Raw genomic sequence first — 26,282 nt, forward strand, 5'->3', positions numbered from 1 at the left:
CGAAACGAGCTCCATTCTGCATTTAACCGGAAAATCTCCGCTTATTTTACTTTCGCTGGTTACTTAATTAAGGACAAGAATTCTTATTTAAAAGGAAGTGAGATGGGACGGGTTTTTGAATATTTGAAGGTTGCTTTGAAACCTCATTTTGATGCGTTACGGTGAACCATATCATAATTAAAAGGGGTTAACTATTTTAAACAATTACTTTCGATCTTTAGGCAATAATGTTACACAAAAACCTTCCCGATCAATGATACAATTAGGAAGGTTTTTTATTAACATTAATAATGTTGCGTGCTTCTTTTATTGCCTCTTTGTAATTCAATTTCATTTTTTAAGCCTGTTAACAATGAGTAGCACATCACGAGCATGATAATGGCAAATGGGAGTGCGGCGGCGATGGAAGCGGTCTGCAATACCTCTAAACCACCGGCGATCAGCAAAACAGCCGATAAAGCAGACTGGATGATACCCCATGTCATTTTTATTTTGTTAGAAGGATTAAGCGTTCCGCCTTCACTTAGCATCCCCAATACAAAGGTTGCGGTATCGGCAACAGTAATATAATAAATAGCTATCACCGCAAAACCTAAAATGCTTAATAGGGTGCTTAATGGAAGGTGGTCGAAGAATATAAATATAGACAAGTTTATATTTTCGGCGATATGTTTTGCCAAATCGTGGTTTCCGGGATTTTGAACAAGGTCAAGTGCTGAACCCCCAAACACGGACATCCAAAGACAGGTTCCAAGTGTGGGAACAATCAATACACCAACCACAAACTCCTTTACTGTCCCCCCTCTTGAAACCCGGGCAATGAACATGCCGACGAATGGCGCCCATGCAATCCACCAAGCCCAATAAAACAAAGTCCAGGAAGCAATCCATTTCTCCCCTTTTCCAAAAGGGCTTATTCGTAAACTCATGTGTAAAAAGTCACTTAGATACAGTCCTGTTGTATTGAAAAACACTTTAATAACGGTTAACGCCGGACCGACAATCATAATCAGTACAAGGATTGCCACTGAAAAGATGATTGCTGCGTTGGATAAGTACTTTATTCCTCTTTCCAAGCCTGTATTAAGGGAAATAATAAATAGAACTGTTGCGACCACAATGACAATCAGCTGGATCAATAACGTATTAGGAATGCCGAATATGTCATGCATACCTGCAGTAACCTGCATGGCCCCAAGCCCCAAAGAGGTGGCAATACCGAAGACTGTTGCAAAGATGGACAGAATATCAATCGTTTTGCCAATCGGGCCGTAAATCCTTTCTCCCAAAATGGGATGGAACGCGGAACTAATAGCTGCAGGAAGCCTTTTATTATATTGAAAAAAAGCAAGGGCTAACCCAATAACAGTGTAGATTGCCCATGGGTGCAGGCCCCAATGAAAAAATGTATATTTCATTGCAGTGTTAGCTGCATCAATCGTATAAGCTTTTCCGTACGGTGGGGCTATATAATGGGTTACTGGTTCGGCGACGCTCCAGTACACAATCCCAACACCCATACCTGCACCAAACAGCATGGCCAGCCACGAAGCAGTGGAGAAATCAGGCGTGTCAGTTTTCCTGCCGAGTCGGATATTTCCATACTTTGAGAACAATAAGTATATTGAAAAGAAGACGAAGAATAGAGTAGTACCGAGATAGACCCAACCAAGATAATCAATGGAGCCATTATAAACGGCATTGGTGACTTTGGTAAGATTCTCTGTAAAAAGAACGCCCCAGACAATAAATATGAGGGTCAGTAATAGAGAGATAATGAATACACTATTTTCTTTAATTTTATCCATGGAAACCTCCTGGGTACTAAAAAATACTAATGTTAGTTATTAAATGGATTGTATTGAAATTCCCACTTATCCGTATCCATCAACTCTTCATGCGGCACCTCTAGACCGCCTCCAAGATAAATAGTTTGTCCTTTAATGGCAACCACCATCGCTTCGATTAACACATCACTATCCTTCTTTTTATAAATGTCTCCTAGCTGAGTAGATAACTCGCCGTATGGATGAACAATTTGCGGCCCAGCATCATCAACGTTTTCTTCAATATTTACCATGTCTTTATAATCGATAGGATGACTGTCAGGAGCACGGCCAGGTACCATCAATAAATATTCGGAATGCTTGATACCATCCAAATCGCTTGTAATGACCCCTTTTTTATCAACCGTTTCAACCACTTCAATTTCATTTAAGGAATAGTGATCCAAGGTATCTGGGGCCGGATTGTTAATGAAAATCAAATCTCCCGCTACTGGTTTTTGATTATTCCTAAGCGTATATACCTTATGATTATAAATAAAACTGTCATTTTCCCTTGGAATGTATTTTTCCACACTCGCTGCATTGGTTATATGCTGTGTTGAATCCCTTAGCTTGATCAGATGAACGGAGAGTTTATACATTGGTTTAACTCCATACACCTTGTGTAACTCATTGTTATAGTAAACAAATTGCCCTTTTCTGACTTGATACAGCTTCATTACTAATTCTCCCTTCAATCATAGGTGGAGTAGTATTCATAACAACTTGGAATTTTGATGCAACACTGTCATCTTTAGGATGCCTTTTTTCTAGAAAAACATGAAGTTGAAGTTTTTAGTTAGATATAAATCAATATGTCTCTTTAGAAGTGAACTCGCCAATTCCCTTTAATTCATAATCAAAAAATTTCAGAATTAATTCATTTTCAGTTTCAATAGCGTAATATGGATCAATACCGGCTTTTCCGCCTTGCAGCATATTTGCAAGTAGTGGAGAAAATAGCGGTAAATCGGTCAAGCTTAAATGTTTTGCCCCTTTGAAATGAGTAGTATAGGCATCTTTGAAGTTTTCATTATTAAGTTTGTTCGCAACATAGGTAGAGTTACTGTCGAGCTGCCCCCAAACATCATCAGAATAAATGTTAAGGAGTGGGGTGGTAAAGGCTTCATCTCTAGCCACATAATCATCCATCTCTTTTTTATAAACAAGATCACTAAAGAACGGGGCATCAATATTTACAACTGCATCTATATCCTTACGTTCTCTGCCCAGCCAAACACTTGCCGCACCGCCCATGGAATGCCCGAACACACCAATTTTCTCTGTATTGATCTGTTGATAAACGGGGTTATTGTCACTTTTGGCTTTTTTAAGAATCGTATCAATGACAAAATTCATATCGTCTGTTCGCAGTTTCATCCATTTTTGAATGAGCTCATATTCTTCTTCCTTCGTGTAAAATCCCTCTTTATTGAGATTTTCGATTTCGTGGTTATAATCTGAATTGATCAAGACCTTAGTTCCATCCTCTGATGCCGTAAAAAAGGAGTGATAGGGATGGTCGATGGAAACGACTACATAACCGTGGCTTGCTAGCTCAGTGTAGGTAGAGGTATTGCTTGCTTTAATACCGTATGCCCCATGTGAGAACACCAAAAGAGGGTATGTTTCCTTTACATTTTTGGGATACCAGAATTCCACATTAACAAATCTGTTGTCCCCTTTGTCAGTAAATTCCTCGATCCGGTTTTTGTCAATATATGTGTAAGTAGCGGTTGCGACTTCATATTTTCCTGTCACTTTTGGTGATGTATGCTGTGGGAAAACTACTGTGGGTGCAAATGAAAAAACAAATACCAATGTCATCATCATCGTTTTCCACACTATAGAAGAAGTTTTATATTTTTGGTTCTTCGTTTTGTTGCGGATCAGAGAAATCGATCCCTTTAAGGCTAATACTAAAAGCAGTATTGCAAGCATGGCCCAGCGAAGACTTAACACAATCACCGATGAAAGCGTTAGAATTACAAAGGCTATAAATAACGGGAGCTGATTCTTTGGTAATTCCGCTAGTAATTAACTCAATTCCAAGCATTTTGGCTGTTTCAAAACAAAGACGGGTCCATCTTGGATATCGAACTGGATCACCAAGTGAACATGAATAGGAATAGACACTTAATCCATGACTCTTCCAAATTTTCTGTAATTCCTCTGCAAAAAAAGGAGTCATAAATTTAGGAAAGGAATGTCCCATCCAGAGTTCGATATCCTGAAACCCCGCACCTTGAATATCCCCGCAAATACGGTCAAATTCAGCTAGGCTAAAGGTCTCAATTACTTTCCGTTCAGCTTCTCCCCACAAATCCATACTAGTCTGGTAGTTAGTTGCACGGGCAAAATAGTTTGCCGTTTGAAAGCCAATTATCATCATGAACACTCCTATTCTATTGCTAGTTCACAAGCTACTTATACAGAGAATCCTCCGGCTGTTACAATTCGATGATACGTATTTCGGCCTAAAGCACCTTCAGGCATTTTCCATGGTGCATCAAAGAAAAGGCGCTCCTCTTCTATTTCTTCGATTCTATTAATGCTTCCATCAAGCCAAGTCTGCAGGCGATACTCCACCGTTTCTAATCGAGACAAGATCCCGCCGTAACGAATATCGATAATTTCCCAGCCAAAAGGCTTCAAGCTTGAAAGCCATAAAGAACGGTGCAGTTTGCGGAGTTCATCCACCATGCTTCTTAATAATGGAAGCTGGTCCTTTAATTGCGTTAACTCTTGATTATCCTGTCGATCGTAAGCGGCTTTTAAATGGATGCCAAACTCTGCTTTTATACTTAGAACACGGGCCAGTTGGGTATAAAATGAAAACATCTCTAACCAATTTTTATTCCGTTCTTTCGCTTTTTCCATGCGTGCAGCTAAGGTTAAATAATGCTCGGATAATGGCAATGTACGAATATTTTCATCATATAAACCGAGTAAAATATCCTGCCATAGTAAAAATTTGGATGGATGTGATTCATGAAGGTTATCTTTTGAAACTCCAGGGGTCTCATCAAACTCATTTAGGGCAAGGAAGTCTTCCCAATCTCCACCGGTACAAAATGTAAATCGTTTTGATAATCTTTTTTGACTCAAATCCCTTTCATATCCATGTTCAGCAAATAACTGCAGCCCTGCTAATCCAGCAAAGGGATGCGTTTCTGTCCCGTTGTCGCCCCACATGGTAGCGAATACCTCAGTGATTCCTTCTTTCTTACAAGCTTCCAAAGCAGCATTTGTAGTCGCAATTGTTTTTCCATAGTTCGGGGCAATACCATTCCATGTCCATACGCCGCCAGCAAAGATTGGCTCAGATCCAAATTCTTTATGCTTTTGCAAAAATGTTCGGTAAAACTCCTCATCTGTATGATAATAATCCCAATAAACCATCTGGACATCTTTCGGCATGGAATCAATGACTTCTGCTGGTATATGGGCATTTAGGTCGTAATAATTACCTGTTTTCGAGCCAAGTCGAAAATACATATCACTCCAAATCATCGGTTTTAATGACAACTTATCAGCAAGCGCCACAACCTTATGCAGATGTTCATTCATAATCGAAAAACGCTTTTGGTAGCCATGCTGCTCCAAATATTTTCCTAAGCCAAGCTGATGGGCTTCATCCATACCAATATGAATCCGATTGCTTCGAAACGGCTTGGATGCTGCCTTTAATAATTTTTCAATAAATTCATAGGTTTCTTCATCACCCACTAATAAAATATCGGCAGTATCTTTTATGTTAGCTGCATAATTCCATTTCAATGCCTCAGTTAAATGGGCAAGAGTTTGGATACAAGGGATCATTTCAATTCCAAAATGATGGGCATAGTCATCACATTCACGTAATTCCTGCTCACTATATCTCCCACGCATATATCCGAAATAGGGATACTCTTCAACTGTAAAGGTATCCTCTGTATACATCATCACGACATTAAGCCCCATTAACGCCATTTTCCGGAGGAGATTTTGAATTCCATCTACGGTCATAACCGCATTACGAGAAACATCCACCATCACACCATTGGTTTTAAATTGCGGGTCTTCACTTACCTGGAACACGTTGCTTTCCTCAAACTCTTGGATCCATAATCCTACTGCGCGGAAAAAGTGAAACTTCTCTTCAAAGAAAATTTCCCCGCGTTCAGGATTGCAGTTAACTTTTAACGGACCAGCCATTTGTTTCACATGAATAGGAAACCCTTGTTCACTTTGTTCAATCTTAAGCTCGTGACAAATAATTGATAATCCCTCTTCAAGGCCTTGGATATCGCCATAAAAGTGCATATTCATAGGGAATCTACACCTCGAACCAATAGTTTTGATTCAATTTGCTGTACCAATAATAGCTATCTTTCTTTGTTCTTTTTAATGTTTGGTAGTCCACATGAACAAGTCCGAAACGCATGCTATAGCCGTATGACCATTCATAATTATCCATCAACGACCAAATACAGTAGCCCTTTAAATTAACACCGGAGTTAAGCGCACGACTAATTTGCGTTAGATGCTGTTTCAAATATTTGATCCGTTTATCATCGTGAACACGTCCATCTACCGGTTCTTGATTGTACGTTGCTCCATTTTCGGTAATGTAGATTGGGACATCCCCATATTTATTTTTAATATCCATTAGGACTTTATAGAAACCCTCTGGATAGATGGTGAAATCAATGTCCGTGTGATCAAATCCAATATCAATGTGTTCACAATCAAACGTTCCCTGACCTTCTTTATATCTAGAGACCGTTCCCGTATAATAATTGATTCCTAGGATATCGATAGGCTGATTAATGAGTTCCATATCGCCTTCTTCGATGTTTACTTTTGCTCCTTTTGCTGCAAACCAATCAACTAATATTTGTGGATAGCTGCCTTTAAAGACAGGATCGAAAAACCATTCCGTAAACCAAGCAGCGATTCGCTTGCAAGCCTCAATGTCTTCTGGGCGATTACTAAATGGTTCATACCAAGTAACATTTGGCGCAAAACCGATCTCTCCAGGAATTCCAAGCTCTTTAAAACGCTTAACCGTTTTTCCGTGGGCAAGTAATAAGTGATGTGCTACATCAAGGGCTGATTGGAGATTTTTTTCTCCTGGTGCTTGTTCTCCAACGAAATATCCTAAGAATGAAACACACCAAGGCTCATTGATAGTTAACCATGATTTGATTTTTCCAGAAAACTCATGAAACAATAATTCCGAGTACTCCACAAATGCCTCGATCGTTTGGCGATTCTTCCAGCCGCCTTCATCTTGAAGCGCTTGCGGCAAGTCCCAATGATAAATGGTACATAGAGGTTCAATTCCATTTTCTAACAACTTATCAACAAATGTATGATAGTGCTCCAGACCTTTTTGATTTACTTCTCCTCTGCCATTCGGAAAAATTCTTGGCCAGGCGATCGAGAAGCGGTATGTATTTACACCTAATTCTTTTAATAAGGCGATATCTTCATCGATGCGATGGTAACTATCACAAGCGATATCGCCATTGTCTCCGTTTCTGACTTTTCCTGGAATCCGACTAAAGGTATCCCAGATAGACATACCTCTGCCGTCTTCATTATAGGCACCTTCTATTTGATAGGCCGCAGTAGAAACCCCAAAGCGGAAATCTTTTGGAAATGTAATAATTGACACGATTGTTAACCCCTTTCGATAGTTATTTTTCGTAGAATCGTTTCGTTGTTGACACCAATATCTGTATGGACTATATATGGTTGTGGTTTTAAAGCAGCTTTTTTACTCTCAAGCCAATCTTTCCAAACCCTTTTATCCTTATGAAGGTTAAGGGCACATAATCGCTTTAATTCTGAATGAGCCTGCTTACTAAGCAAGGAACGGACATCATCGAGATAATTGATTAAAATTTCATACCCTTGTGCACTTCCGCACCGTGCCAAGGCTCTACCGATGGCTAGTTCAAGAAGGGCGCGCCTTTCAAGGAAAAAATCTGCTTGATGGCCAGCATAACACTGTTGATTGTTGACAGATGGGATGCGCAGTAATTGCTTTAACACTGGAACCGCATCCACATCACCTAATCTCTCAGCACCAACGCAAACAGCATGGATATAATAAAAAATCCCCCACATCGTATCTTTAAAATCTTCTTCTGTTGGGTGCAGTAAATCAGCGATCCTCTGCCATACATTAATACTGCGTTTATCTCTGGTAAGTCCTAATGAGTAGAGCAAATAACAGGTATCTGACATGGCTCCGTGGTCAGGCGGTATCGTTACATATAAAATATCCGCTGTCCGTTTCGGCAGCTGTTCTCCCTGAAGCATGGCCATGATTTCAAAAATCAAGGTTGGTACACCCATTTTTGACCCACACATCGCCAATGCTTGTGCGATTCGTACCTTACGGATTCCGTCTTCGACTGCGTATGCTTGTTCGAGAAAAGGGATGATTCTCTCTCCCGCCGTACAGATTTCAACAAACGGTATCCTCTTTTGATAGATTTCATTCATCCGCATATTAGAGTATTCGTACAGAGGCTCATTCACCTCAATCGAATCAACTAATCTCTTTAATTCTTCATCTGTGTATAGAATAGACTCCATTTTTCTCTCTAAAATACTTTCAGGCATTAAGCCTTCTTTCACGACTCTTTCTTGTAAAAGCCGGTAATCTATTTGTCTAGGATACTGTTTTTCTTTCACAGCCATCACAGCGGCAAGGGCTGCAATGCCCCCCAAGTTTTCTAAATCCGATTGCATTCGAATAGCTGGAAGGGCATCATGTGTTGCCGAAACTGCCTTTCCAACTACTAAGATTCCCTCAAGACCTTTTGGGAGTAGCATTCGATAGGGGATTTCTATTTCAAGGTTTGGCGGGATTAGGCCGGTATTTAACCAGTTAGCCTCACTAATTCCCTTCATATCATGATTGCTAAAATGAATATTAATACAATCCGTCCAGCTTCGCTGCAACAATTGATCGCTCATGTTCATGACCACATCACCAATGATATGACGGCTTTCACGGGGAGCTACATAAATGCCGTGGTCATGGCAGCTATCAACGTCAGCACTCCATCTTCTTCTCCCAGCAAGGATTGCCCTAGTATAGTCTTGAACATCCGACACATTCACCATACTCGTGAAGTTATTTTGTAATTTACCTGGCTCTTTATATTGCGCAAGTGAATACCACATCACCACATGGTCACGAACGGAACCATATTCAAATTCCGCTCCCGCAAATGCTGCAAGATCGCCATCACCAGTAGCATCAATCACACAGTCCGACCAAACTGTGCCTGCCCCCCATTTCGTGGCCACAAGGCTGCCGCATACCTTAGTTCCTTTTGTGATTGCACCAAACGTAATCGTATTAAACAACAATTCAATTCCTAATCGATCAGCCGTTTCTAATAAGGCAAACTTTTTCGCTTCAATATTCCACTTATGTCCTTTGTACCTAATTCGTTTCTGGACATCATGGACAAGTTTCGTAATTCTCTCAGCATATCCATGGCGCTTCCCAAACCAATAACTGTCCACTCCGCCAAAAGTACCCGTTCCACCAAGTCCTGGGTTCAGGTCAACAAGGATTGTATTGATACCCTCTTCTGCGGATACAATCGCTGCTGATGCTCCACTTGAACCGCCTCCGGCAACAAGCACACCTGCTGATTTAGAATAGAATATTTCCTGAGTTGGTACAAACTGATAATCAACATTGCGATCCAATAAATCAACAGGGATTCTCATTTCAAAACAGACATTCTCATTTGAAATCTGAGCATTAGTTTGCCTTGAACTCTCCTGTTTTAAAGTAAGATCAGTTACTAATTCTGCAAATTGTTCTCCTAATGCAGTTGCTTTGACGGGGTCAAGCCAGTCAGAATTACCATTGTCATAAAGATCTTGATAAAAACTCCACGTATTTGGATAGTTAACTGCTAATCTATCAAGTTGAATTTGTGGGTGAATTTTTTGATTCTCTTCATTTTCTTGAAACGGCCCTTTTAATTCATAAGAACTGGCACATAACAATGCTTTATTGAAGGCAGGAACGTGGTTAATCAAATATTCCGCAAGAGCAATTCCTGCCTTTTGTGCTGTCAATTCTCGCTGTTGATTGGCTTCTAAACGGTTCTCCGCATGTAACAACATTTGATATTCAACATAGAAATGTCCATTCCCATGATAGCCGTTGTAAAGGTAAATCTTGTTCTCTTTTATCCCTAATTGTGTTGGTACTAATAAGTCTAATTGGTCAATCCCTTGAACGTTAGTAAACTCTAAAACTCGTCTAAAGTAAGCTTTTTTACCCTTCTCTGCTAATTTCCATGCTTCAGCGCTAAAAAAGGTCGTGATAGCTGTTTCAGTAGCATCAACAATTCCTTTGCATCGAATCAATTGTCGTCCTGATTTATTGGCAATAATCAAACCATTATAATTGTCAGCCATGCTGGTGATCCCAATCGGGAGCGAGGCATACAATAATTGGATTCCCGCAGCAAGCAATTCTTCTTCCAACTGTAATTTCAATCGATCAACATGAAAGACGATCGATTGAGACTTTCCCTTGCTAATAGTTTTTCCACAAGCGATTACACAAGCTTGCATTAGTCTAGGCATTGTTGCTTGTTCAGGTGTAATCCAAGGACTAAGATTAGCTGTTAATTCAATTCCTAAATAGGTTCTAGATTCAACCACCATTACCCGTTTACCCTGATGAGCAAATTGTAGGGCACTTGCTAAACCAGCGAAGGTACCCCCAATTATGACGACATCCACGTCCGCCAAAATAGGGATTTCTTGAGCAGGCAATCGATGATTAGTCACAATGATAGCCCCCTTACATTAGTACACTTTTTTTATCTCAAGAAGCACTTCACCTTCAACATCTTGGCAATCAATGGTAAACAGATGTTCGTTTTTAGGATCTTGGTGAATTAATACCAATTCACCATTAACCATTGCTTTGACAGGTTTTCCTTCCGACAAGAAAGCAAAAACTCCACCTTCTCTTAAGGTTACTTTCAATTCCTTTTCCATGTTCCAAACCTTTACAATCCCATCATTGCAAATGAGCTTATTTAAAAGACCGATTGGCGTAAATTGCTTTTGAACTGGAATTATTAAATACAGGGAAGCCCCGTTTTCTCCGATTTCAATATTGATTCGTTCTTGTTTGTTTACAACCGAGTAGTTCTTCGTTAATACGTCAAAAATAACAAACGTTTCACCCACTAAACTTGGTACATCATTTGGACCGACAGATCCTTGTACTGATCCAGTTTCTTCATTAATATTAAACGCAGCCACCACTCCGGCCCCTTTACATTGGTTCCAAATCTTTAACGGCATTTTTGTTTTTGTTGGATCAATAAAGAGGCAATCTTGAGTTGGTACTCCAGGTTGTTCACAACGAATAATTTGTCCACTTTTATAAATTAACGGCCAAATCATGTCTGGATTTGTTTGATCTACGGCATCACTGAAATAAATGGGCCCGCCGCTTACTACGCGTAAGATCATGTTTTGGAGGTCATCATGGTTTTTGGTCCAATACATATCCCAATCGCCCCAATAGAACGCACCATGGTAAAGGGAGTTATAGGCGTTTTGCAAGGCATGTTCTTTGAAGCCTAGCTCTTCTTGCGGAACAAAGTCATCACTATTCCGAGAAACCGCTGAGTATGGACGATGCCAAATATTTTCCTCTGCCATTCCCATACAGTTGATCACTGTATTATCAAAATGCAAGGAACATGAGGCTTCGAGTGCTGTATGGGCCCCACTTGCTGCTTCCCCAACAGATTGGTTATTGACTGTAAAGTTTGAAATGGCACTTTGGCTGTCGACTTTTACAAAGTCGATTCCATCTTTCTTTAATTTCGAGTGCCAAGCATGCCAGAAACCAAAACCATCTTCGGCTTTTGGTGATGGAATTAAACTGCCGTTTTTGGCTTTAAATAAATGTTTATCTAATGACTTAGCCAACGGTCCATTCGGTGAAATTCCTCCCCAATAACCTGCAAGGGTATGCCAAACACCTACCCAATTCACGCCAAAGTTATCCTTAAGTGATGAAACCGTATTGGCCAATCCATGGGGAAATTTCTCCTGATCCGCATCAAAGGAGTAAAGTTTTTTATTTTCAACCTCGGACCAGCCATCATCAATCATCATCCATTTAACTGGTAGGTTTTTCTGTGTTAGTTCCTCTGCTTTGGTTAGGATTCCTTTTTCATTAACCGCATGATAAAAGGCATCCCAACTGCACCAACCTAAGTAATCAAGAATCTCAGGATATTTTTTTTCTTCTCTTGGCATGATGCTTTGTCCACATAGCGTCATGGCTTTCTTAACATTTTCATTCACTAAAGAATAAGGATTATTTCCCGTTCCTAAAATAAAAGCAAATGTGGATATATGATTATAGCCGCCATGAAATGGGGAGATCGAGATTTGCAAGCCATCTTTTGTACCGATTAAATCTGTCCGTACTACTTCATCACAAACTGGCAGCATATGATAATATTCTTCTTTTTCGCTTCTAAGTAATAACGATTGGGTCCGTTCTGGTATTTCTCGAATATTATCTGTAAAGAATGGCCGCGTCCACCACTCTTTATGTTGATAGTTCGCCATAATCTCATAATCTTCCATTAGGTTGTTAATGGTAATGTTGATGGCACGCTGTGGTGAAAAAAAAGCTTGTTTTTTAAACAATTCTTCATTATTAACATCCGCATCAACAAAGGCAGTAATAAATGAAGCGTAGCAGCGGAATCGTAATTTCGTGATTACTGTATCGTCATTATCACTATATGAAGAACGATATTCTGTATAAAAACCCAGATGGTCTTCTCCTGTGCTCTCTTCAATAGTTTTTAATTCTAAATTTTGCAGGGATTGAGTATCCAAATTAATAGAAACTTGAACACCGGAAAGAACTGTTTTATTATTCAAATGGCATTGCAGCTCGTTATGATTTTGCTGGAATTGAAACATCGTATTGCTCCTTTAGTTCATTTTTTTGTTAAAGAACTTAACCGTTGATTTCTAGTCCATATTTGGCAACAGAAAGCGCCGCCAGGTCACCTACACTTTCTCCTAAGCCGGAAGGAACCACAGTACAAACATCGAGAGAATAAGAAAGTGCTTCCTTTCGAAGTTCTTCCATGACAATTGGCTTCAACAATGCCTCCTGGCGCAAATAAATACTTCCAATGACAATTCTTTCTGGATTTAGCATATCGACTAACAGAGCCAGACCTCGACCTAATTTTTGACCAACAATGGCGTATATCTCATTCGCAAATACATCGCCTGCTTGAGCTGCTTCACCAACTGTTTTTGCTGTGATTGCTGCAATTTCATCTCGATTAGAACAAACAGAGGTCACTTTTCCTTGATTTAACCACTCCTCCGCCTTCATCTGTGCCAAGCGGGCGATTCCGCCGCCACTACAGAAGCCTTCAAATGAGCCTGCCTTTCCGAATCCAATTGGACCATCATCCTCTAAACGAATATGCCCGACCTCGCCAGCGAAATCATTTGTTCCTGTATACAAACGACCATCCAAAATAAAACCTGCACCCATTCCCGTACCGAACGTTAGAAAAATCATGTTGTTCGTGCCTTTTCCTGCTCCCCATTTCCATTCAGCCAATGCACAGGCATTGGCATCATTTTGGAGAGAAACTGGAACTCGGAAACGTTCTTTTAATATCGAAACCACATCAATCCGATCCCAGTTTGGTAGATTTGGGGGCGACAATATCAAACCTTTTTTACTATCAAGCGGGCCTCCACAGCTGATTCCTATGGCTTTCAGTTCTATTTCTTTTTGTTCCAGCAATAATTTTTCTAATTCATTCATCATTGTTAAAAGGGCTAAGTCAGGTGTCCCCGGAGTAGGAAAGCTTTGTTTTGCCACTACCGTAATCCCTTTTTCATCTTCCACTCCTAATACCACGGCACATTTTGTACCGCCAATATCTAAACCGGCTAAAACGGGAATCATCCAAAGAACGCCTCCTCTAATAAAATACAGAGGGTATGGTAAATCGGGAGATGTCTTTCTTGTATATCAGGTGTGGAATCAAAGGGAACTGAAATCGTTACATCGCACAACGTTTTCAATTCTCCACCGCCTTTTCCAGTGAATCCAATGGTTACTAACCCTAGTGCCTTGGCAACTTTTACCGCATGATTTATATTTTTGGAGTTCCCCGAGGTGCTAAAGCCGATAAATACATCACCTGCTTTTCCATATCCGAATACTTGTTGAGCAAAAACCATATCAGGGGCCACATCGTTGGCGAATGCGGTCATAAGTGCTGAGTGGCTTACCAGTGAGATTGCCGGGAGCGCACCTTGTAAATTTTCTCCCAGGTAGTTATCGCCGCCTGAAACTGAAGCTAATTTTTCTTTCATTTTTTCGGACAGTGGACGTTTTGACATAAATCCCTTCATTAATTCTCCAACTACATGCTCACAATCAGCTGCACTGCCGCCGTTACCCGCTAATAACAGTTTTCTACCTGACTTATAAGCCAGCTGAATCGCTTCGAAGGCCTCCCCCATACTTGTTTGGCATTCCACTAATTCCGGATACTTTCTAAATAGCTTTTCTAAGTTAGCATTCATTAAATTAGCATTCATTGCTACATCCCCTATTAAATTGTTAGTTTAATTTTCTTTCAGGTGCTCTATCGCTTTGACGAAGAAATCCTTACTTCCAAAGCTACCTGACTTCAGTACAAGCATCCGCGTGGGAGGGTCGAAACTAATACATGATGGAAGACCTGGTTCAATTTCTTTCCATACAGTCAATCCCTCGATGCCGAGCCTGCTGCAAACAGAAGCAGATGTTTCTCCACCCGCTAATAACAAACGGTTAACTTTGGTTCTTTTTAATGTCTCATCTACTACAAATGCTAAGCTTTCGGATACCATTCTTGATATGGAAGTATTGGTATAGCCCAGACCAGCACCTAGTTGTTTTGTTTCTTGGACTACCTCTTGAGTATTTGAAGAGTGAACAAGAACATCCTTGCTATCATTTAACCGTTTGACAAGATTCGTAATAAGTTCCTCTAAATGGGCATCCTTTTGATCCGAAAAAAGAATCGGTGATTTCATTTCAAATACAGGAAGTCCGCGCTGTTTCATTTCTTCTACTTGATGAAAAGTTTGCGGCATCAAACTACCGGCCGCACACAATACCCCTGATTCCAATTTTGGTATGGATATCGAACCAGTCCCATTTTGACCTTTATTCATGACGAGGGCTAATTCTTCTGCAATCCCTGATGCACCACAAATAATTTTTTCATCCTTTATTGCTTTAGCAATGACTTGTAAGGAAGACTGATCCTTGACATCAATAATTAAGTACTGGCAATGAGAGCGCATTGAATTAATTTCTTGTTTCAGTATTTCACTGCCTTGTTCAACAATCTTATGATCAACTAGTTCCACTTTTCTTTCTGTCTGCGCTTGTAAAATTCCAACCAAATCCGAGCGATGCATCGGATGGACAGGATCATGACGAAACTCAGAGTCTGCTAATTTCTTTCCATGAACAAAGTGCTGCCCATGTAACGTCGTTCTGCCGTTTTTAGGAAACCCAAGAACAATCACCGCAAATTCGCTTTCAAGTGCATCAAGCATTGCATCAAATTCCGCACCAATATTACCTCTAAAAACAGAACAGGTCTTATTGAAAAATTGTTCACAACCAAGAGTCTGCAGCCTTTTGGTGCTTGCAAATACTTTCTCATATGCCTCTTCAGTTTGATCCAGACGTGAGTTCGTATCTATGATTAATACATCTGGTGGGAACGTTCCCATTTTATTGCGAAATGGATAAGGAAACACTTCTGTCTGCCAATCTGTTTTAGCAAACATGATTCCAATATCATTTGCTCCAGTAATATCATCCGCAACGATTCCAATCAATGTTGCCACTTCCTTCTTGGTTTATATCCTGAATCCACAAGAAAACTCTGGATCTTTTCCTCAGAAAGTTCTTGTATGTGCACACCAGCTTTTTGAGAGATTACTAGCATTCGACATGCCATTTCTAATGTTTGCAATGCCATTTTCGCTTCTTTTAAGGACGTATCATAAACAAGCACGCCATGATTTTCTAATAGGAGAATGTTTGCCTTTTTCGCTTGTTCCCGAACAAGCTCACCAAGTTCTTTTGACCCAGGGTGTGCATAAGGTACCCGCTCAATCTTTTCCAAATAATACATGCTTTCTACAAACCATGACGAAGGAATTTCAATGTTTGAAGAAGCAACTAATGTGCTATATAAAGGCGAGGCATGCAATACAGCGCCAATCTCAGGACGAGTTTCATAGATGGCGAGATGCATCGGAATTTCTTTAGAAGGTTTTCTGCCACTGCCTATACCCTGACCTGTTTCAATTGAACATTCGGCAAAATCCTCTAAATCCAAATCTCCTAAATACGTTCCACTCGCCGTAATTAAAAACGAATTTTCCTCGGTTTTGGCACTGATATTCCCTGAATTCCCCCAGGCGAGATCATATTGCATCATATATTTCCCTGTTTCCCTTAATTGCCTTTTTAGATCTTGTTTTTTATCCAAAATAACCATTGTTATTCATCCCATTCAATCAAATTTGTTTCCCTAACAGGCTCATCAACATTCTTGGGAATACGGAAAGTTTTAATTTCAGAAGGCTTAAAGACAGCCTTGAAAGTCCGATCAAATTTTGGCAAGGTAATCTCTGCTTCCGTTGGCAGTTTATTTGTTTCATATAAACGAATGATTAAATCTTCATTGTCTTCTGCTTTTTTGATTGCACTAACGAGTACATTATCCGCAGTTACTTTCAAATAAGAATCATTTTGTGGCAATGAACCTTTATGGAAGGTCTCGATAATCGAGATTGGCTTGCAATTCAACTCTGCTGCCCTTTTCGGTGTTTCTGCCTCTTCCCAGCTTCCCTCATGTGGAAGTAATGAGTATTCAAAACGTTGAACTCCTTGATCAATAAATGAATATTCCCCGTCCTCTTCAGGTACAAGCGGGTCATGATGAGCGTAGATTGGGCTTCGTAATACTGTTAATGCAAGCTCTTTATTATGAATGCTGTAGCTAGATTTTGCGTCATTGATGAGACTTAATCCATAAACTCCTTCATGGTTCGGTGTCACACCGGTAACATCCACCCAGCTTTGACCTGGTTCTTCCTCACCATTATGCTCGCGCTCAATGGTTCCATAAGGAATTTCATAGGTTTGTTTTCTAAAGATTGCATTAATTGGAAAAACAAGCTTAAGCATCTTAAATTTCTCGCGCCAGTCAACGGTTACTTTTACATCGATTTGATCTTTTTCATGGTACATTGTGAAATCTTGGATTAAGATGGAACGGTTGTATTCACTTTTCACCCGGATCACTGATTTAACCGGTCCATGCTCAGCAAGATATACTCTTGTAGCCTTGAAGTCATCAATCTTTTCATTAAAGTGTAGGGTGTCATGACTCCATGTATCTGTTTTATCGTTGATCACTACCGGCCTTGCTGCTGGGCCTGAAAATACTTCATGCCCCACTTTTTTGTCAAATAGACTAGAAATCCAACCAGTTTCAGGATCAAACTCAATTCTAAAACGGTCATTTTCCATTGCATGTGAACTTGCTGTTATTGGTTCCACTGCTGATTCAATACCAGGTAATTCTGTATAAATACGATAAACACGGTATCCCATTGCGGGTAAATCTGCTAAAAAGTTTAAACGGTATCGTCCGCCCGCTGTCGCTTGAGACTGTATCGTTTGAAACGGAACTGCCTGGCCTTGGTCATCGATTAAAACTGATGTTGGTTTAATGCTGCCAATTTCAATTTCGACATTCACTTTGCTATTCCAGGCGTGTGGATTAAAGACAACAATTGGTCTCATTCTCTCATCTTGATCAATATCTATCTTCCATGAAATAGACTGGATGGCATTATTCAGTGCCCGATCTGCGATAGCCAAGGCTTCCCCGTATAGATTTCTCGCGTCCTCATAGGCCGATTCAATGCTTGTTCCCGCTAAAATATCATGGAACTGATTAAATAATACATTCTTCCATGCCCGGTAAAACTCAGCAGTGTAAGCTTGTCCTGTTAACCAAAATGCAAGAGCCGAATATTTCTCAGCAGTCACCAGCATATTTTCTGCCCTTCGATTGTATTGCTTTACACCTGAATGGGCTGCATAGCAGCCGCTCGCATGATGCTGCAGGTCATCATGAACAACTGGCAAATCCTTTGTATTCTTTACTTTTTCAAAATATTCTTCAGGAGTGGAGAATACTAGATTAGGAAGTGCTGCATCCTCATTTAAACGATAAATGCTTTCAATATTTTCTTTTGTTGGTCCTCCGCCATGGTTTCCAACGCCGTAAAAAATCATCTGGTCTTGAACGTTTCCTTTAAACTCACCTTTACATCGCTTGACAATCCGATCTAGTTCTTTTCCCCATGAATTATATTCATGCATAATTCGGAAGGCCAACACACGTGAGCCATCATCTGATTCCCACCAAAAAAGATTACTTGGCAGTCCTTTTTCATTTGGTGCCGGCCGCATGAATACATAAGAATCCATTCCGCTTTTTTTCAATATTTGAGGGAGCATACCATGGTGACCAAAACTATCGACGTTGTAGCCAACCTTTGCTGTTACACCAAATTTTTCTTTAAAATATCTCTGACCATAAAGTCCTTGTCGTACAAAGGATTCTCCATTCGGGATATTACAATCAGGCTGAATCCACCAGCCACCCACAATTCGCCAGCGTCCTTCTTCGATCCGCTCTTTAATTTCAGCAAACATTTCAGGTTCATTTTCTTCTACCCATTCGTACATTGAAGCTGAACTAGAAGTGAAAATGAAATCTTCATATTCTTTCATTCGATCTAATGCAGACCGAAACGTAGCTTTTGTTTCTTGAAACCCTTCTTGCCATTGCCAGAGCCACACCGGATCTAAATGAGCGTTCCCAATCATATGGAATGTTTTATCTTTCATTACCTCAACCCCTGCCCTTATTCTCGTCGTCTTATTGGTTGAATTGACTTGCCTTGTTATCACTTAATAAAAATTGTGTGATCTTCTCCGTTACGGTCTTACCAACCGCTGCCTGACCTACTTGTAAAAGCTCAGCAGGTATATGATTACACTCTTCATTGGTCAATCTTTCTTCACGTCCAATCGCTTTTAAGAAAGAAAGCTCGAGATCGGTGGCAATATTCACTTTACTTACCCCGCCATTTGGCAATTGAAATGCCTTTTGCATCATTTCGCTAGGTACACCTGATCCTCCGTGAAGCACGAGATGTACAGGTGTTAATTCACGAATAGCACTTAACCGTTCAAAATCAACCTTTGGTTGACGAACCATATACACACCATGTGCAGTGCCACATGAAACAGCTAAGGCATCGACACCTGTCTGCTTTACAAATTCAGCTGCTTCAACCGGATCGGTATATAATTCTTCATCATGATCGGTTTCAATAAAATCAGTTGTTCCAATCATTCCAAGTTCTGCTTCCACAGAAACTCCTTTGGCATGTGCATATTCGACTACTTCTTTTGTGATTTTCACATTTTCAGCAAATGGTTTTTCAGATGCATCAATCATTACTGATGTAAAGCCTGCTGCAATTGCATCCCTAATCACTTTCATTTCTTTCGTATGGTCAAGATGTAAGACAACCGGTACAGTGATTGCTAATTTTTCAACCTGCGCATAAAACTCATCTGCAAATTCAAACGGGGTAATTCCGTACCGTTCTAATTCCTTTTGTGAAATTTGAACAATCAGTGGTGAAGCTGAATGTTGACCTGCTTTTAAAACTGGTGCAATCATTGCTGTATAACGCGGTGAAAATGATCCTGTTGCATAATGAAATTTTTCCGCCATTTCAAGCACTTTCGTTAACGGGAGGACATTTGTTGGTTTCAATTGATTCATTCGTCGTCATTCCTTCTATTTATATATTTGTAGTGAATAATAGTTTTTACTTTTGAAGAGCTCGCTTAACAGCATCCATTCCTAATTCAGGGCTCGTTACAAAGTGACTTTGCTCTTCTTCTGTAAAATTACTAAAAATATGCTGAGCATCGTAAGTTCCGTAATAGTTACCAACACCAGCGTGGTCACGACCGACAATAAAGTGAGTGCAGCCAAAATTCTTACGAGCAAGTGCATGGAAAATAGCTTCCCTTGGACCTGCATATCTCATTGCAGCTGGGTACACACCTAACTGTGCACGCTCCTTTGGATAATAATTATCTAGTAGCACTCGGTAGCTTTTTAAACGAACCTCTGCTGGGACGTCGTCTGACTTTGTTTCACCAACTAGCGGGTTTACAAACAAGCCATCAACAGTCTCAAGAGCCGCCTTTTGAATGTATTCATGTGCACGGTGAATCGGATTTCTAGTTTGGAAGCCTACAACTGTCTTCCATCCTTTTTCTTCGAAAATGGCACGAGTTTCCTTTGGCTCAAACCATACATCACCGAAAACACCTTTTTCTGATTTTTTAACTAAAACGATTTCTCCTGCCACGTATACTGGTCCTCTTTCATAAAGACGCTTCACACCTGGGTGAGCAAGTTCTCCCGTTTTATATACTTCAACTGCTTCCTTGTCTAGGTCAGGTTCATACCATTCTGAAACCTTAATCACTCCATAAACTTCGTTGTTATAAGTAAGTTTGAATTCTTCACCTATAACTAGTGATCCAGCAACCTCGTAAGAAACTGGAAGTGTAACTGGGATGGACCAAATGGTATTGTCTGCTAAGCGCATATTGTTAACAACAGATTCATAATCCGCTTTACCAAGAAAACCTTTTAACGGACTAAATAAACCAATTCCGATTAATTCAAGGTCACTTAAGGCAATCGCATCAATTTCTAATTCTTTTACTACTGAAGTTAGATCGTAATTAGGGTCAAACGCTTGAATAAGTTTTCCTCCATGAGGTTTTGGTAAGTATGACATTTTTATCAACCTTTCATTATAAGTTTTCATTCAATTCCTACGAGTGCAATCCACACTCTGTTTTGCTGCTGCCAGACCAACGTCCAGCACGGGAATCACCATTAGTTCCAACAGCCTGGGTACAAGGGAAACAGCCAATACTTGGATAGTTTTGATCATGTAATTGGTTATAAGGAAGGTCCTTTTCCTTGATGTATTCCCAAACCTCATCCCAGGTCCAATGAATAAGCGGGCAAATTTTAATATTTTGAAATTTTTCATCCTTATTTAAGAATTGAGTATCCTTTCTTGTTGGAGACTGCTCCCTGCGTAGACCTGAAATCCATGCCTCTCTTGGGGTTAGTGCCTCACGTAAAGGAATAACTTTTCTAATTTGGCAGCATTGATTAGGTTCCCTTTTCCATAAGGCAGAGCCGTATTCCGCTGCTTGTTCATCTAAACTCAATTTAGGAGTTTTTCGCTCGATTTGAAGCTCTGGAAAACGTGCTTCAATTTTGTCGATTACCTCGTAAGTTTCTGGAAAATGAAGTCCTGTATCTAGAAAAACGATCTGAGCATCTTTTTTAACTTGATAAATTAGATCAATTAATACAATGGCTTCTGCACCAAAACTGGAGGCATAGACAATTTTTTCTTCAGGATACTGGCTGTATGCCCATTCTAAAACAGCACGTGCACCCTTTGTCGGGTCTTCTATGGAAAAAGTATCCGAAATTTGATTCCAGTTTTCATAAGTCACTGCTTTTGACATCCCTGTGGACCTCCCTGTTGATTTACTAGAGTAATAGATCCATATTATAATGGACCTGAGCATGTGCTCAATATATCCCTGTATTTATTATTTAAAATTAATCCTACCATACACATAGGAATTGTCAAGTTGATTTATTACAATATTTTAAAAAGTATTAAAGAAGGCAAAATAAAACATTTATTTACCCGAGAAATTAACAAAGCAGACATGTTTTCATGTCTGCCCTGGCTGTCGAAAAATTCCGATTGTTATAATGTTTTTATAATTAGGCTTTGCGACAAGTCTGTTGATTTCCGATCCAGGCGCTTCGCTCCAATCAACAGGTGTATTCAACAAAGGTCTGCAACTCAATAAATATTTGATGATTACTACGGAATAATCTTCGTTGTTCTTGCCTTTTCAGCCGTTTGTTGAATCCTTTTACTTAGTGGTTTTTTTAATACCATTGCTAAAAGTAAGCTCAACGCAATAAAGACAACCAGTGCGAATAGATCTTTTATCACGACCTCGCCAATCATGCCGCCAACTGTTTCACGAAGCATACTCACGGCATAGGTAAATGGTATAAATGGATTGATTGCTTGAAAAAATGATGAGGTCAAACTTACTGGAAAGGTTGCACCAGAACTTGAGATTTGCAGTACCAAAAAAATGATCGCTAACCCTTTTCCGATATTGCCAAACACCGAACATAAGGAATAAGTGATTGTGACAAATACCATGCTGATAAACAAACTAAAAAGTACAAACCAGAGTTTGTCCACTGCATACGTATGAATGAGAAATAAATCACCAAGGGAAACGATGGCAGCTTGGAAGATTCCGATGGTAAGAAAGGTAAGGAGCCTTCCTAAAAAAAGCTGGTACCCTTTAAAGCTAGGATCTGGATTGTCAACATCCACTTTAAGTGAGGCAATTAAGAGTGTTGCACCAACCCAAAGTGCTAGCATGGTATAAAATGGTGTCATGGCCGATCCATAGTTCGGAATAGGAAATAGCCGGTTTGTTTTTAATAAGATTGGATTCGAAAGAAAACTACTTTCTTTTTGAGGATCATGCTTTAGAAACTGGATTAAATCATACATATTTACACTGCTTTCAAATCTTCTAATTTTATCAGCAGCACTCCTTATTTTCTCCTCAAATCCAGGTAAATCGTTACGTGCTAAGTCTGCTGCTTTGTGGACAGCCCTCACAAAGGCAGGAAACCTTGTTCTAAATAAATCTGATGCATTTCGAATGTCGCTTTCTAAATTTGGTAAACCTGTCCGAACAAAGTCAGCTGCACCATGGATTTTTTGTTCATAATTCGCAAAATCATTTTTAAAAAAATCGGCTGCTGTGTTAACCTCTTTTGTCAGTTCATCTACTTTCTGGTGTAGACCTGTCTGTGCATCCACAACATTTTCATGTATTTTTAAGAGTTCTTCGTATATCCTGCTTATCTCTGCTTGTTCTCCTTTGGACTCACTCTGTGATACTGAGGATCCCTTCATCTGTTCAAGTGACTGAAGTAAAACGTTTTCTACTTCCGTTAAATTGGATACAGCACCCGAAATAAGCTCCCTTGCATCCTGGAGACTAGAAATTTTTTCTTGCAGGGTTATGACTTTTTCACCTGTTTCTTTGATAAGTGGTAACCGTTCCTCAACCTTTAAAATACTCGCAGCCGCCCGTTCTATTTCTGGTATTCTCTGCTCTAACTCAATCACTTTTTGTCCCTTTGCCTGAATATCAGGTAACTTCTTTTCGAGTTCAATCGCTACTTTCCCCATTTTTTCTATTTCAGGCAAAGCTTTTTCCAAAGCAAAAATTTGCTTTTCAACATTATGTATAGATGGTAGTGCTTGCTCCAATTCAATTCCAGCTTTATAAAATCCTTTAAAAATAGCTTCGCTTACTGTCTTAATAAAAGCTTGGCTTATTTGGGCGGTTACGCTTGATGCTCCTGAACTTACGATTTTGGGAGCAACAGCATTGATTTTTTCATTTACTCCGAACTCGATTTCTGGTTTTTGAGGGTTTACCTCTAAAATACTCGACAGTTTCCTTGAAAAATCCTTAGGAATGATGAGATAGGCATAATAAAGTCCTTTCTCCACTCCACTTTTTGCTTCTGTACGATTAACAAAAACCCAGCCAAGTTGATGATTCTTTTTAAGATTCTTGACGGTATCGTTACCGACATTTATTTTTTTTCCGCGTATTTCGGTTCCTTCATCTTCGTTACTAATAGCCACACGAATCCCAGATGTATTACTATACGGGTCCCACATTGACTTTATGTTCACCCAAGCATAAGCCGACGGCAGAACCATAAGTGCACCAATTAACAACACTACAGTAGGCACTCGAAAGATATTCTTCCAATCAGTTTTATATATGTGCCAAACTTTCCCGATTATAATCCCCCCTATACAGACTTCCTACTGCCTATATCTTTTCACCTTTTGAACATAATGATGCAAGCAGAATGTGTTTGTACAAATTGAAGGACAAAAAAACTGCCTGAGAATTCACTCAGGCAGTTTACTATTTAGAGACGACATTTTCATCTTTATTATAGTTATATTGTGATCGGTCAACTGAAGTAAAGTTTGCAGGTTTGTAGAAACGTAATAAATCTCCATTGACGACTTTATCTGAAAGCTTTAATTTATATTCAACGATTTTTTGGTCTTTTTTAGCTTCTTCATTTTTTGATTCATCTAATTTTAATCCTGTTTTGGAATCATAGAACTTACCATCAATAGAAGTGATGGTTGAACTTACATAATCACCATTTCTGAACGGCACTAAATCATCATGCTGTTTAGATAATAGGTCGGTTCCAAATTGGACATACTCTTTTGTGTCTGTACCTAGCAAGTGTAGAAGTGTTGGAAGAAGGTCGATTTGGCCACCATATTCGTGGTTCACTCCACCTTGCATTCCTGGGACACGAATGAATAATGGCACACGTTGTAAACCAGCATTTTCAAAAGGTGTGATTTCTTTTCCCATAACTTGTTCCATTGCTTTATTATGATTTTCAGAAATACCATAATGATCACCGTACATGACGATAATTGAACGATCGTATAAACCAGATTTTTTCAAGTAGTCAAAGAATTGCTTTAATGCCTCGTCCGCATATCGTGCGGTTTGAAAATAACCATCAACAGATTTATCCCCAGTCGTACCTGGTGCAATCGTTGCATCTTCTTCATTAATTGGATAAGGATAATGATTAGATACAGTGATAAATTTTGTATAGAATGGCTCTGGTAAGGATTCTAGTAACGGAATGGATTGTTTATAAAATGGTTTATCCATCAGCCCATATTCCGCAAGATCTTTTGAATCTATATTATAGTAGTTTGAATCAAAGAACTTGTCATAGCCAAATGATTTATAGATTTCATTACGATTCCAGAAGCTTCCTGAATTCCCATGGAACACAGCTGATGTGTAGCCTTGCTGACCTAAAATGGCAGGAGCTGCTTCATAGGTGTTTAATCCTTTTGTTGTATAAGCTGAACCTTGAGATAATCCATATAATGAATTCTCTAACATAAATTCAGCATCCGATGTTTTACCTTGTCCAGTTTGATGGAAGAAATTATCAAAGTAAAGCGTATTTTGGTCTTTCGTTAATGAATTTAAAAATGGTGTTACCTCTTCCCCATTTAACTTGTAATTTATAAGGAAGTTTTGCATCGATTCAAGATGTAAATAGATTACATTCATTCCTTTACCAGCCCCAAAGTAAGCTGGATTTGGCTCTGCATAGTTAGATTTTGTATAGTTAATAACTTCTGTACTATCATCGCTGCTGGCCATAACCCTTTGTGCGGATGCTTTCGTACTTTGAACGGCATCATAAATGGTATAATTGTACATCCCTAAATATTTCACGATATAGTTTCGATCAAATCCTCTTGTTAGTAATTGAGGACGGTCCGTTTCTGCTAAGGCTAAGTTTGCAGTTGAAATCGCAAGTGCCATTGAAAATAATGCCGCAACTTTCCCGCGATTCATATCCTTCACTTCTATTTTCACAAAACGGAAAACAAGTAAACCAATTAACAAAATGATATCAAGGAAGAATAATAAATCATATGGTTTTAACAAGGAAGTAACACTGCTACTTACATCGCCAAAGTTTTGCGTCTGCGTTAACGTAGGCAAGGTAATAAAGTCATTAAAGAATCGGTAAAATATGATATTGGCATATAAAAGAAACGATAATAGAAAATCGATAACAATCAGCCCAATATACTTCTTTCTCCCTTTAAGGAAGAAAGATAAGCCCAAGAAAAGTAATGCAGATCCGAGCGGATTAATAAATAAGAGAAACTTCTGAAGTGGATTTTCTATTCCTAAGTCAAATTGAGTTAATTGGACGATATATGTTTTTATCCAAAGAAAAAATACTGCCAAAAAGAAAAAGCCAACATATTTAGTGAAAATACTTTGACCTCTTTGTAATAAGTTATTCATCTATAGCACCTACCTTGTAATCTATGATTATATAGTTTCAGTTATTATTTTTATATTAGTGAGAAAAATACTGCCTTCAATAGGCTAACATCTATCTTAACAGTTAAATATGAATAATCCATGAACAATTTAAGAAATAAACAAAATGACCAGCACAAGAACATTACTATACGCTTTTTTTTTTT

Annotated in this window: 18 protein-coding genes; all 18 read right to left on the bottom strand. The window is 39.3% G+C overall.

Annotated elements, in window-relative coordinates; translation table 11 throughout:
- Positions 1-284 precede the first annotated feature (284 nt).
- A complete protein-coding gene (locus V7659_RS10010) occupies positions 285-1,808 on the bottom strand; it encodes a glycine betaine uptake BCCT transporter (RefSeq protein ID WP_335539808.1) in 1,524 nt (507 codons plus the stop codon).
- A 32-nt stretch (positions 1,809-1,840) separates the two neighbouring features.
- A complete protein-coding gene (locus tag V7659_RS10015; protein WP_335539810.1) occupies positions 1,841-2,506 on the bottom strand; it encodes a hypothetical protein in 666 nt (221 codons plus the stop codon).
- Positions 2,507-2,636: 130 nt separating this feature from the next.
- On the bottom strand, positions 2,637-3,659 hold the full coding sequence (locus V7659_RS10020; RefSeq protein WP_335539811.1) for an alpha/beta hydrolase family protein: 1,023 nt from the start codon (positions 3,657-3,659) through the stop codon (positions 2,637-2,639).
- Positions 3,660-3,684: 25 nt separating this feature from the next.
- On the bottom strand, positions 3,685-4,218 hold the full coding sequence (locus V7659_RS10025; RefSeq protein ID WP_335539813.1) for a hypothetical protein: 534 nt from the start codon (positions 4,216-4,218) through the stop codon (positions 3,685-3,687).
- Positions 4,219-4,253: 35 nt separating this feature from the next.
- Positions 4,254-6,137, bottom strand: a complete 1,884-nt coding sequence (locus V7659_RS10030; protein WP_335453571.1) for a beta-N-acetylhexosaminidase — start codon at positions 6,135-6,137, stop codon at positions 4,254-4,256.
- Between the two features lie 7 nt (positions 6,138-6,144).
- A complete protein-coding gene (locus V7659_RS10035) occupies positions 6,145-7,488 on the bottom strand; it encodes a GH1 family beta-glucosidase (protein ID WP_335453569.1) in 1,344 nt (447 codons plus the stop codon).
- A 5-nt stretch (positions 7,489-7,493) separates the two neighbouring features.
- Entirely contained in the window at positions 7,494-10,649 is a 3,156-nt protein-coding gene (locus V7659_RS10040; protein WP_335539815.1) for an FAD-dependent oxidoreductase, read from the bottom strand.
- Positions 10,650-10,667: 18 nt separating this feature from the next.
- Positions 10,668-12,824 (bottom strand): Sip1-related alpha-galactosidase, encoded by a 2,157-nt coding sequence (locus V7659_RS10045; protein WP_335539817.1) that lies wholly within the window; start codon positions 12,822-12,824, stop codon positions 10,668-10,670.
- Positions 12,825-12,861: 37 nt separating this feature from the next.
- Positions 12,862-13,839: an ROK family protein gene (locus tag V7659_RS10050; RefSeq protein WP_335453563.1), complete on the bottom strand. Its 978-nt coding sequence runs from the start codon at positions 13,837-13,839 to the stop codon at positions 12,862-12,864.
- Positions 13,836-14,480 (bottom strand): D-sedoheptulose-7-phosphate isomerase, encoded by a 645-nt coding sequence (locus V7659_RS10055; protein ID WP_335453561.1) that lies wholly within the window; start codon positions 14,478-14,480, stop codon positions 13,836-13,838. Before V7659_RS10055 ends, V7659_RS10050 begins: the two co-directional genes overlap by 4 nt.
- Positions 14,481-14,507: 27 nt before the next feature.
- Complete coding sequence (locus tag V7659_RS10060) at positions 14,508-15,779, bottom strand: four-carbon acid sugar kinase family protein (RefSeq protein ID WP_335539819.1); 1,272 nt, start codon at positions 15,777-15,779, stop codon at positions 14,508-14,510.
- A complete protein-coding gene (locus V7659_RS10065; protein WP_335453557.1) occupies positions 15,776-16,447 on the bottom strand; it encodes a class II aldolase/adducin family protein in 672 nt (223 codons plus the stop codon). Before V7659_RS10065 ends, V7659_RS10060 begins: the two co-directional genes overlap by 4 nt.
- 2 nt (positions 16,448-16,449) lie before the next feature.
- Entirely contained in the window at positions 16,450-18,876 is a 2,427-nt protein-coding gene (locus tag V7659_RS10070; RefSeq protein ID WP_335539821.1) for an alpha-mannosidase, read from the bottom strand.
- Between the two features lie 31 nt (positions 18,877-18,907).
- A complete protein-coding gene (locus V7659_RS10075) occupies positions 18,908-19,825 on the bottom strand; it encodes a class II fructose-bisphosphate aldolase (RefSeq protein WP_335453553.1) in 918 nt (305 codons plus the stop codon).
- 46 nt (positions 19,826-19,871) lie between these two features.
- A complete protein-coding gene (sat, locus tag V7659_RS10080; RefSeq protein WP_335539822.1) occupies positions 19,872-20,861 on the bottom strand; it encodes a sulfate adenylyltransferase in 990 nt (329 codons plus the stop codon).
- Between the two features lie 37 nt (positions 20,862-20,898).
- A complete protein-coding gene (locus V7659_RS10085) occupies positions 20,899-21,612 on the bottom strand; it encodes a phosphoadenylyl-sulfate reductase (protein ID WP_335539824.1) in 714 nt (237 codons plus the stop codon).
- A gap of 371 nt (positions 21,613-21,983) precedes the next feature.
- A complete protein-coding gene (locus V7659_RS10090) occupies positions 21,984-24,032 on the bottom strand; it encodes a YhgE/Pip domain-containing protein (protein WP_335539827.1) in 2,049 nt (682 codons plus the stop codon).
- A gap of 115 nt (positions 24,033-24,147) precedes the next feature.
- Positions 24,148-26,097, bottom strand: coding sequence for an LTA synthase family protein (locus V7659_RS10095; protein WP_335539826.1), 1,950 nt, complete (start codon positions 26,095-26,097; stop codon positions 24,148-24,150).
- Between the last annotated feature and the right edge of the window lie 185 nt (positions 26,098-26,282).

The organism is Neobacillus drentensis, assembly GCF_036966985.1.
In the GTDB taxonomy this organism is placed as follows: Bacteria; Bacillota; Bacilli; order Bacillales; family Cytobacillaceae; genus Neobacillus; species Neobacillus drentensis_E.

Excerpts from the sequence above, each read along its gene's own strand:
- V7659_RS10010 (WP_335539808.1), bottom strand. The coding sequence starts at position 1,808 with ATGGATAAAATTAAAGAAAATAGTGTATTCATTATCTCTCTATTACTG.
- V7659_RS10015 (WP_335539810.1), bottom strand. The coding sequence starts at position 2,506 with ATGAAGCTGTATCAAGTCAGAAAAGGGCAATTTGTTTACTATAACAAT.
- V7659_RS10020 (WP_335539811.1), bottom strand. The coding sequence starts at position 3,659 with ATGATGATGACATTGGTATTTGTTTTTTCATTTGCACCCACAGTAGTT.
- V7659_RS10025 (WP_335539813.1), bottom strand. The coding sequence starts at position 4,218 with ATGATGATAATTGGCTTTCAAACGGCAAACTATTTTGCCCGTGCAACT.
- V7659_RS10030 (WP_335453571.1), bottom strand. The coding sequence starts at position 6,137 with ATGAATATGCACTTTTATGGCGATATCCAAGGCCTTGAAGAGGGATTA.
- V7659_RS10045 (WP_335539817.1), bottom strand. The coding sequence starts at position 12,824 with ATGTTTCAATTCCAGCAAAATCATAACGAGCTGCAATGCCATTTGAAT.
- V7659_RS10050 (WP_335453563.1), bottom strand. The coding sequence starts at position 13,839 with ATGATTCCCGTTTTAGCCGGTTTAGATATTGGCGGTACAAAATGTGCC.
- V7659_RS10055 (WP_335453561.1), bottom strand. The coding sequence starts at position 14,480 with ATGAATGCTAATTTAATGAATGCTAACTTAGAAAAGCTATTTAGAAAG.
- V7659_RS10065 (WP_335453557.1), bottom strand. The coding sequence starts at position 16,447 with ATGGTTATTTTGGATAAAAAACAAGATCTAAAAAGGCAATTAAGGGAA.
- V7659_RS10070 (WP_335539821.1), bottom strand. The coding sequence starts at position 18,876 with ATGAAAGATAAAACATTCCATATGATTGGGAACGCTCATTTAGATCCG.
- V7659_RS10075 (WP_335453553.1), bottom strand. The coding sequence starts at position 19,825 with ATGAATCAATTGAAACCAACAAATGTCCTCCCGTTAACGAAAGTGCTT.
- sat (WP_335539822.1), bottom strand. The coding sequence starts at position 20,861 with ATGTCATACTTACCAAAACCTCATGGAGGAAAACTTATTCAAGCGTTT.
- V7659_RS10085 (WP_335539824.1), bottom strand. The coding sequence starts at position 21,612 with ATGTCAAAAGCAGTGACTTATGAAAACTGGAATCAAATTTCGGATACT.
- V7659_RS10095 (WP_335539826.1), bottom strand. The coding sequence starts at position 26,097 with ATGAATAACTTATTACAAAGAGGTCAAAGTATTTTCACTAAATATGTT.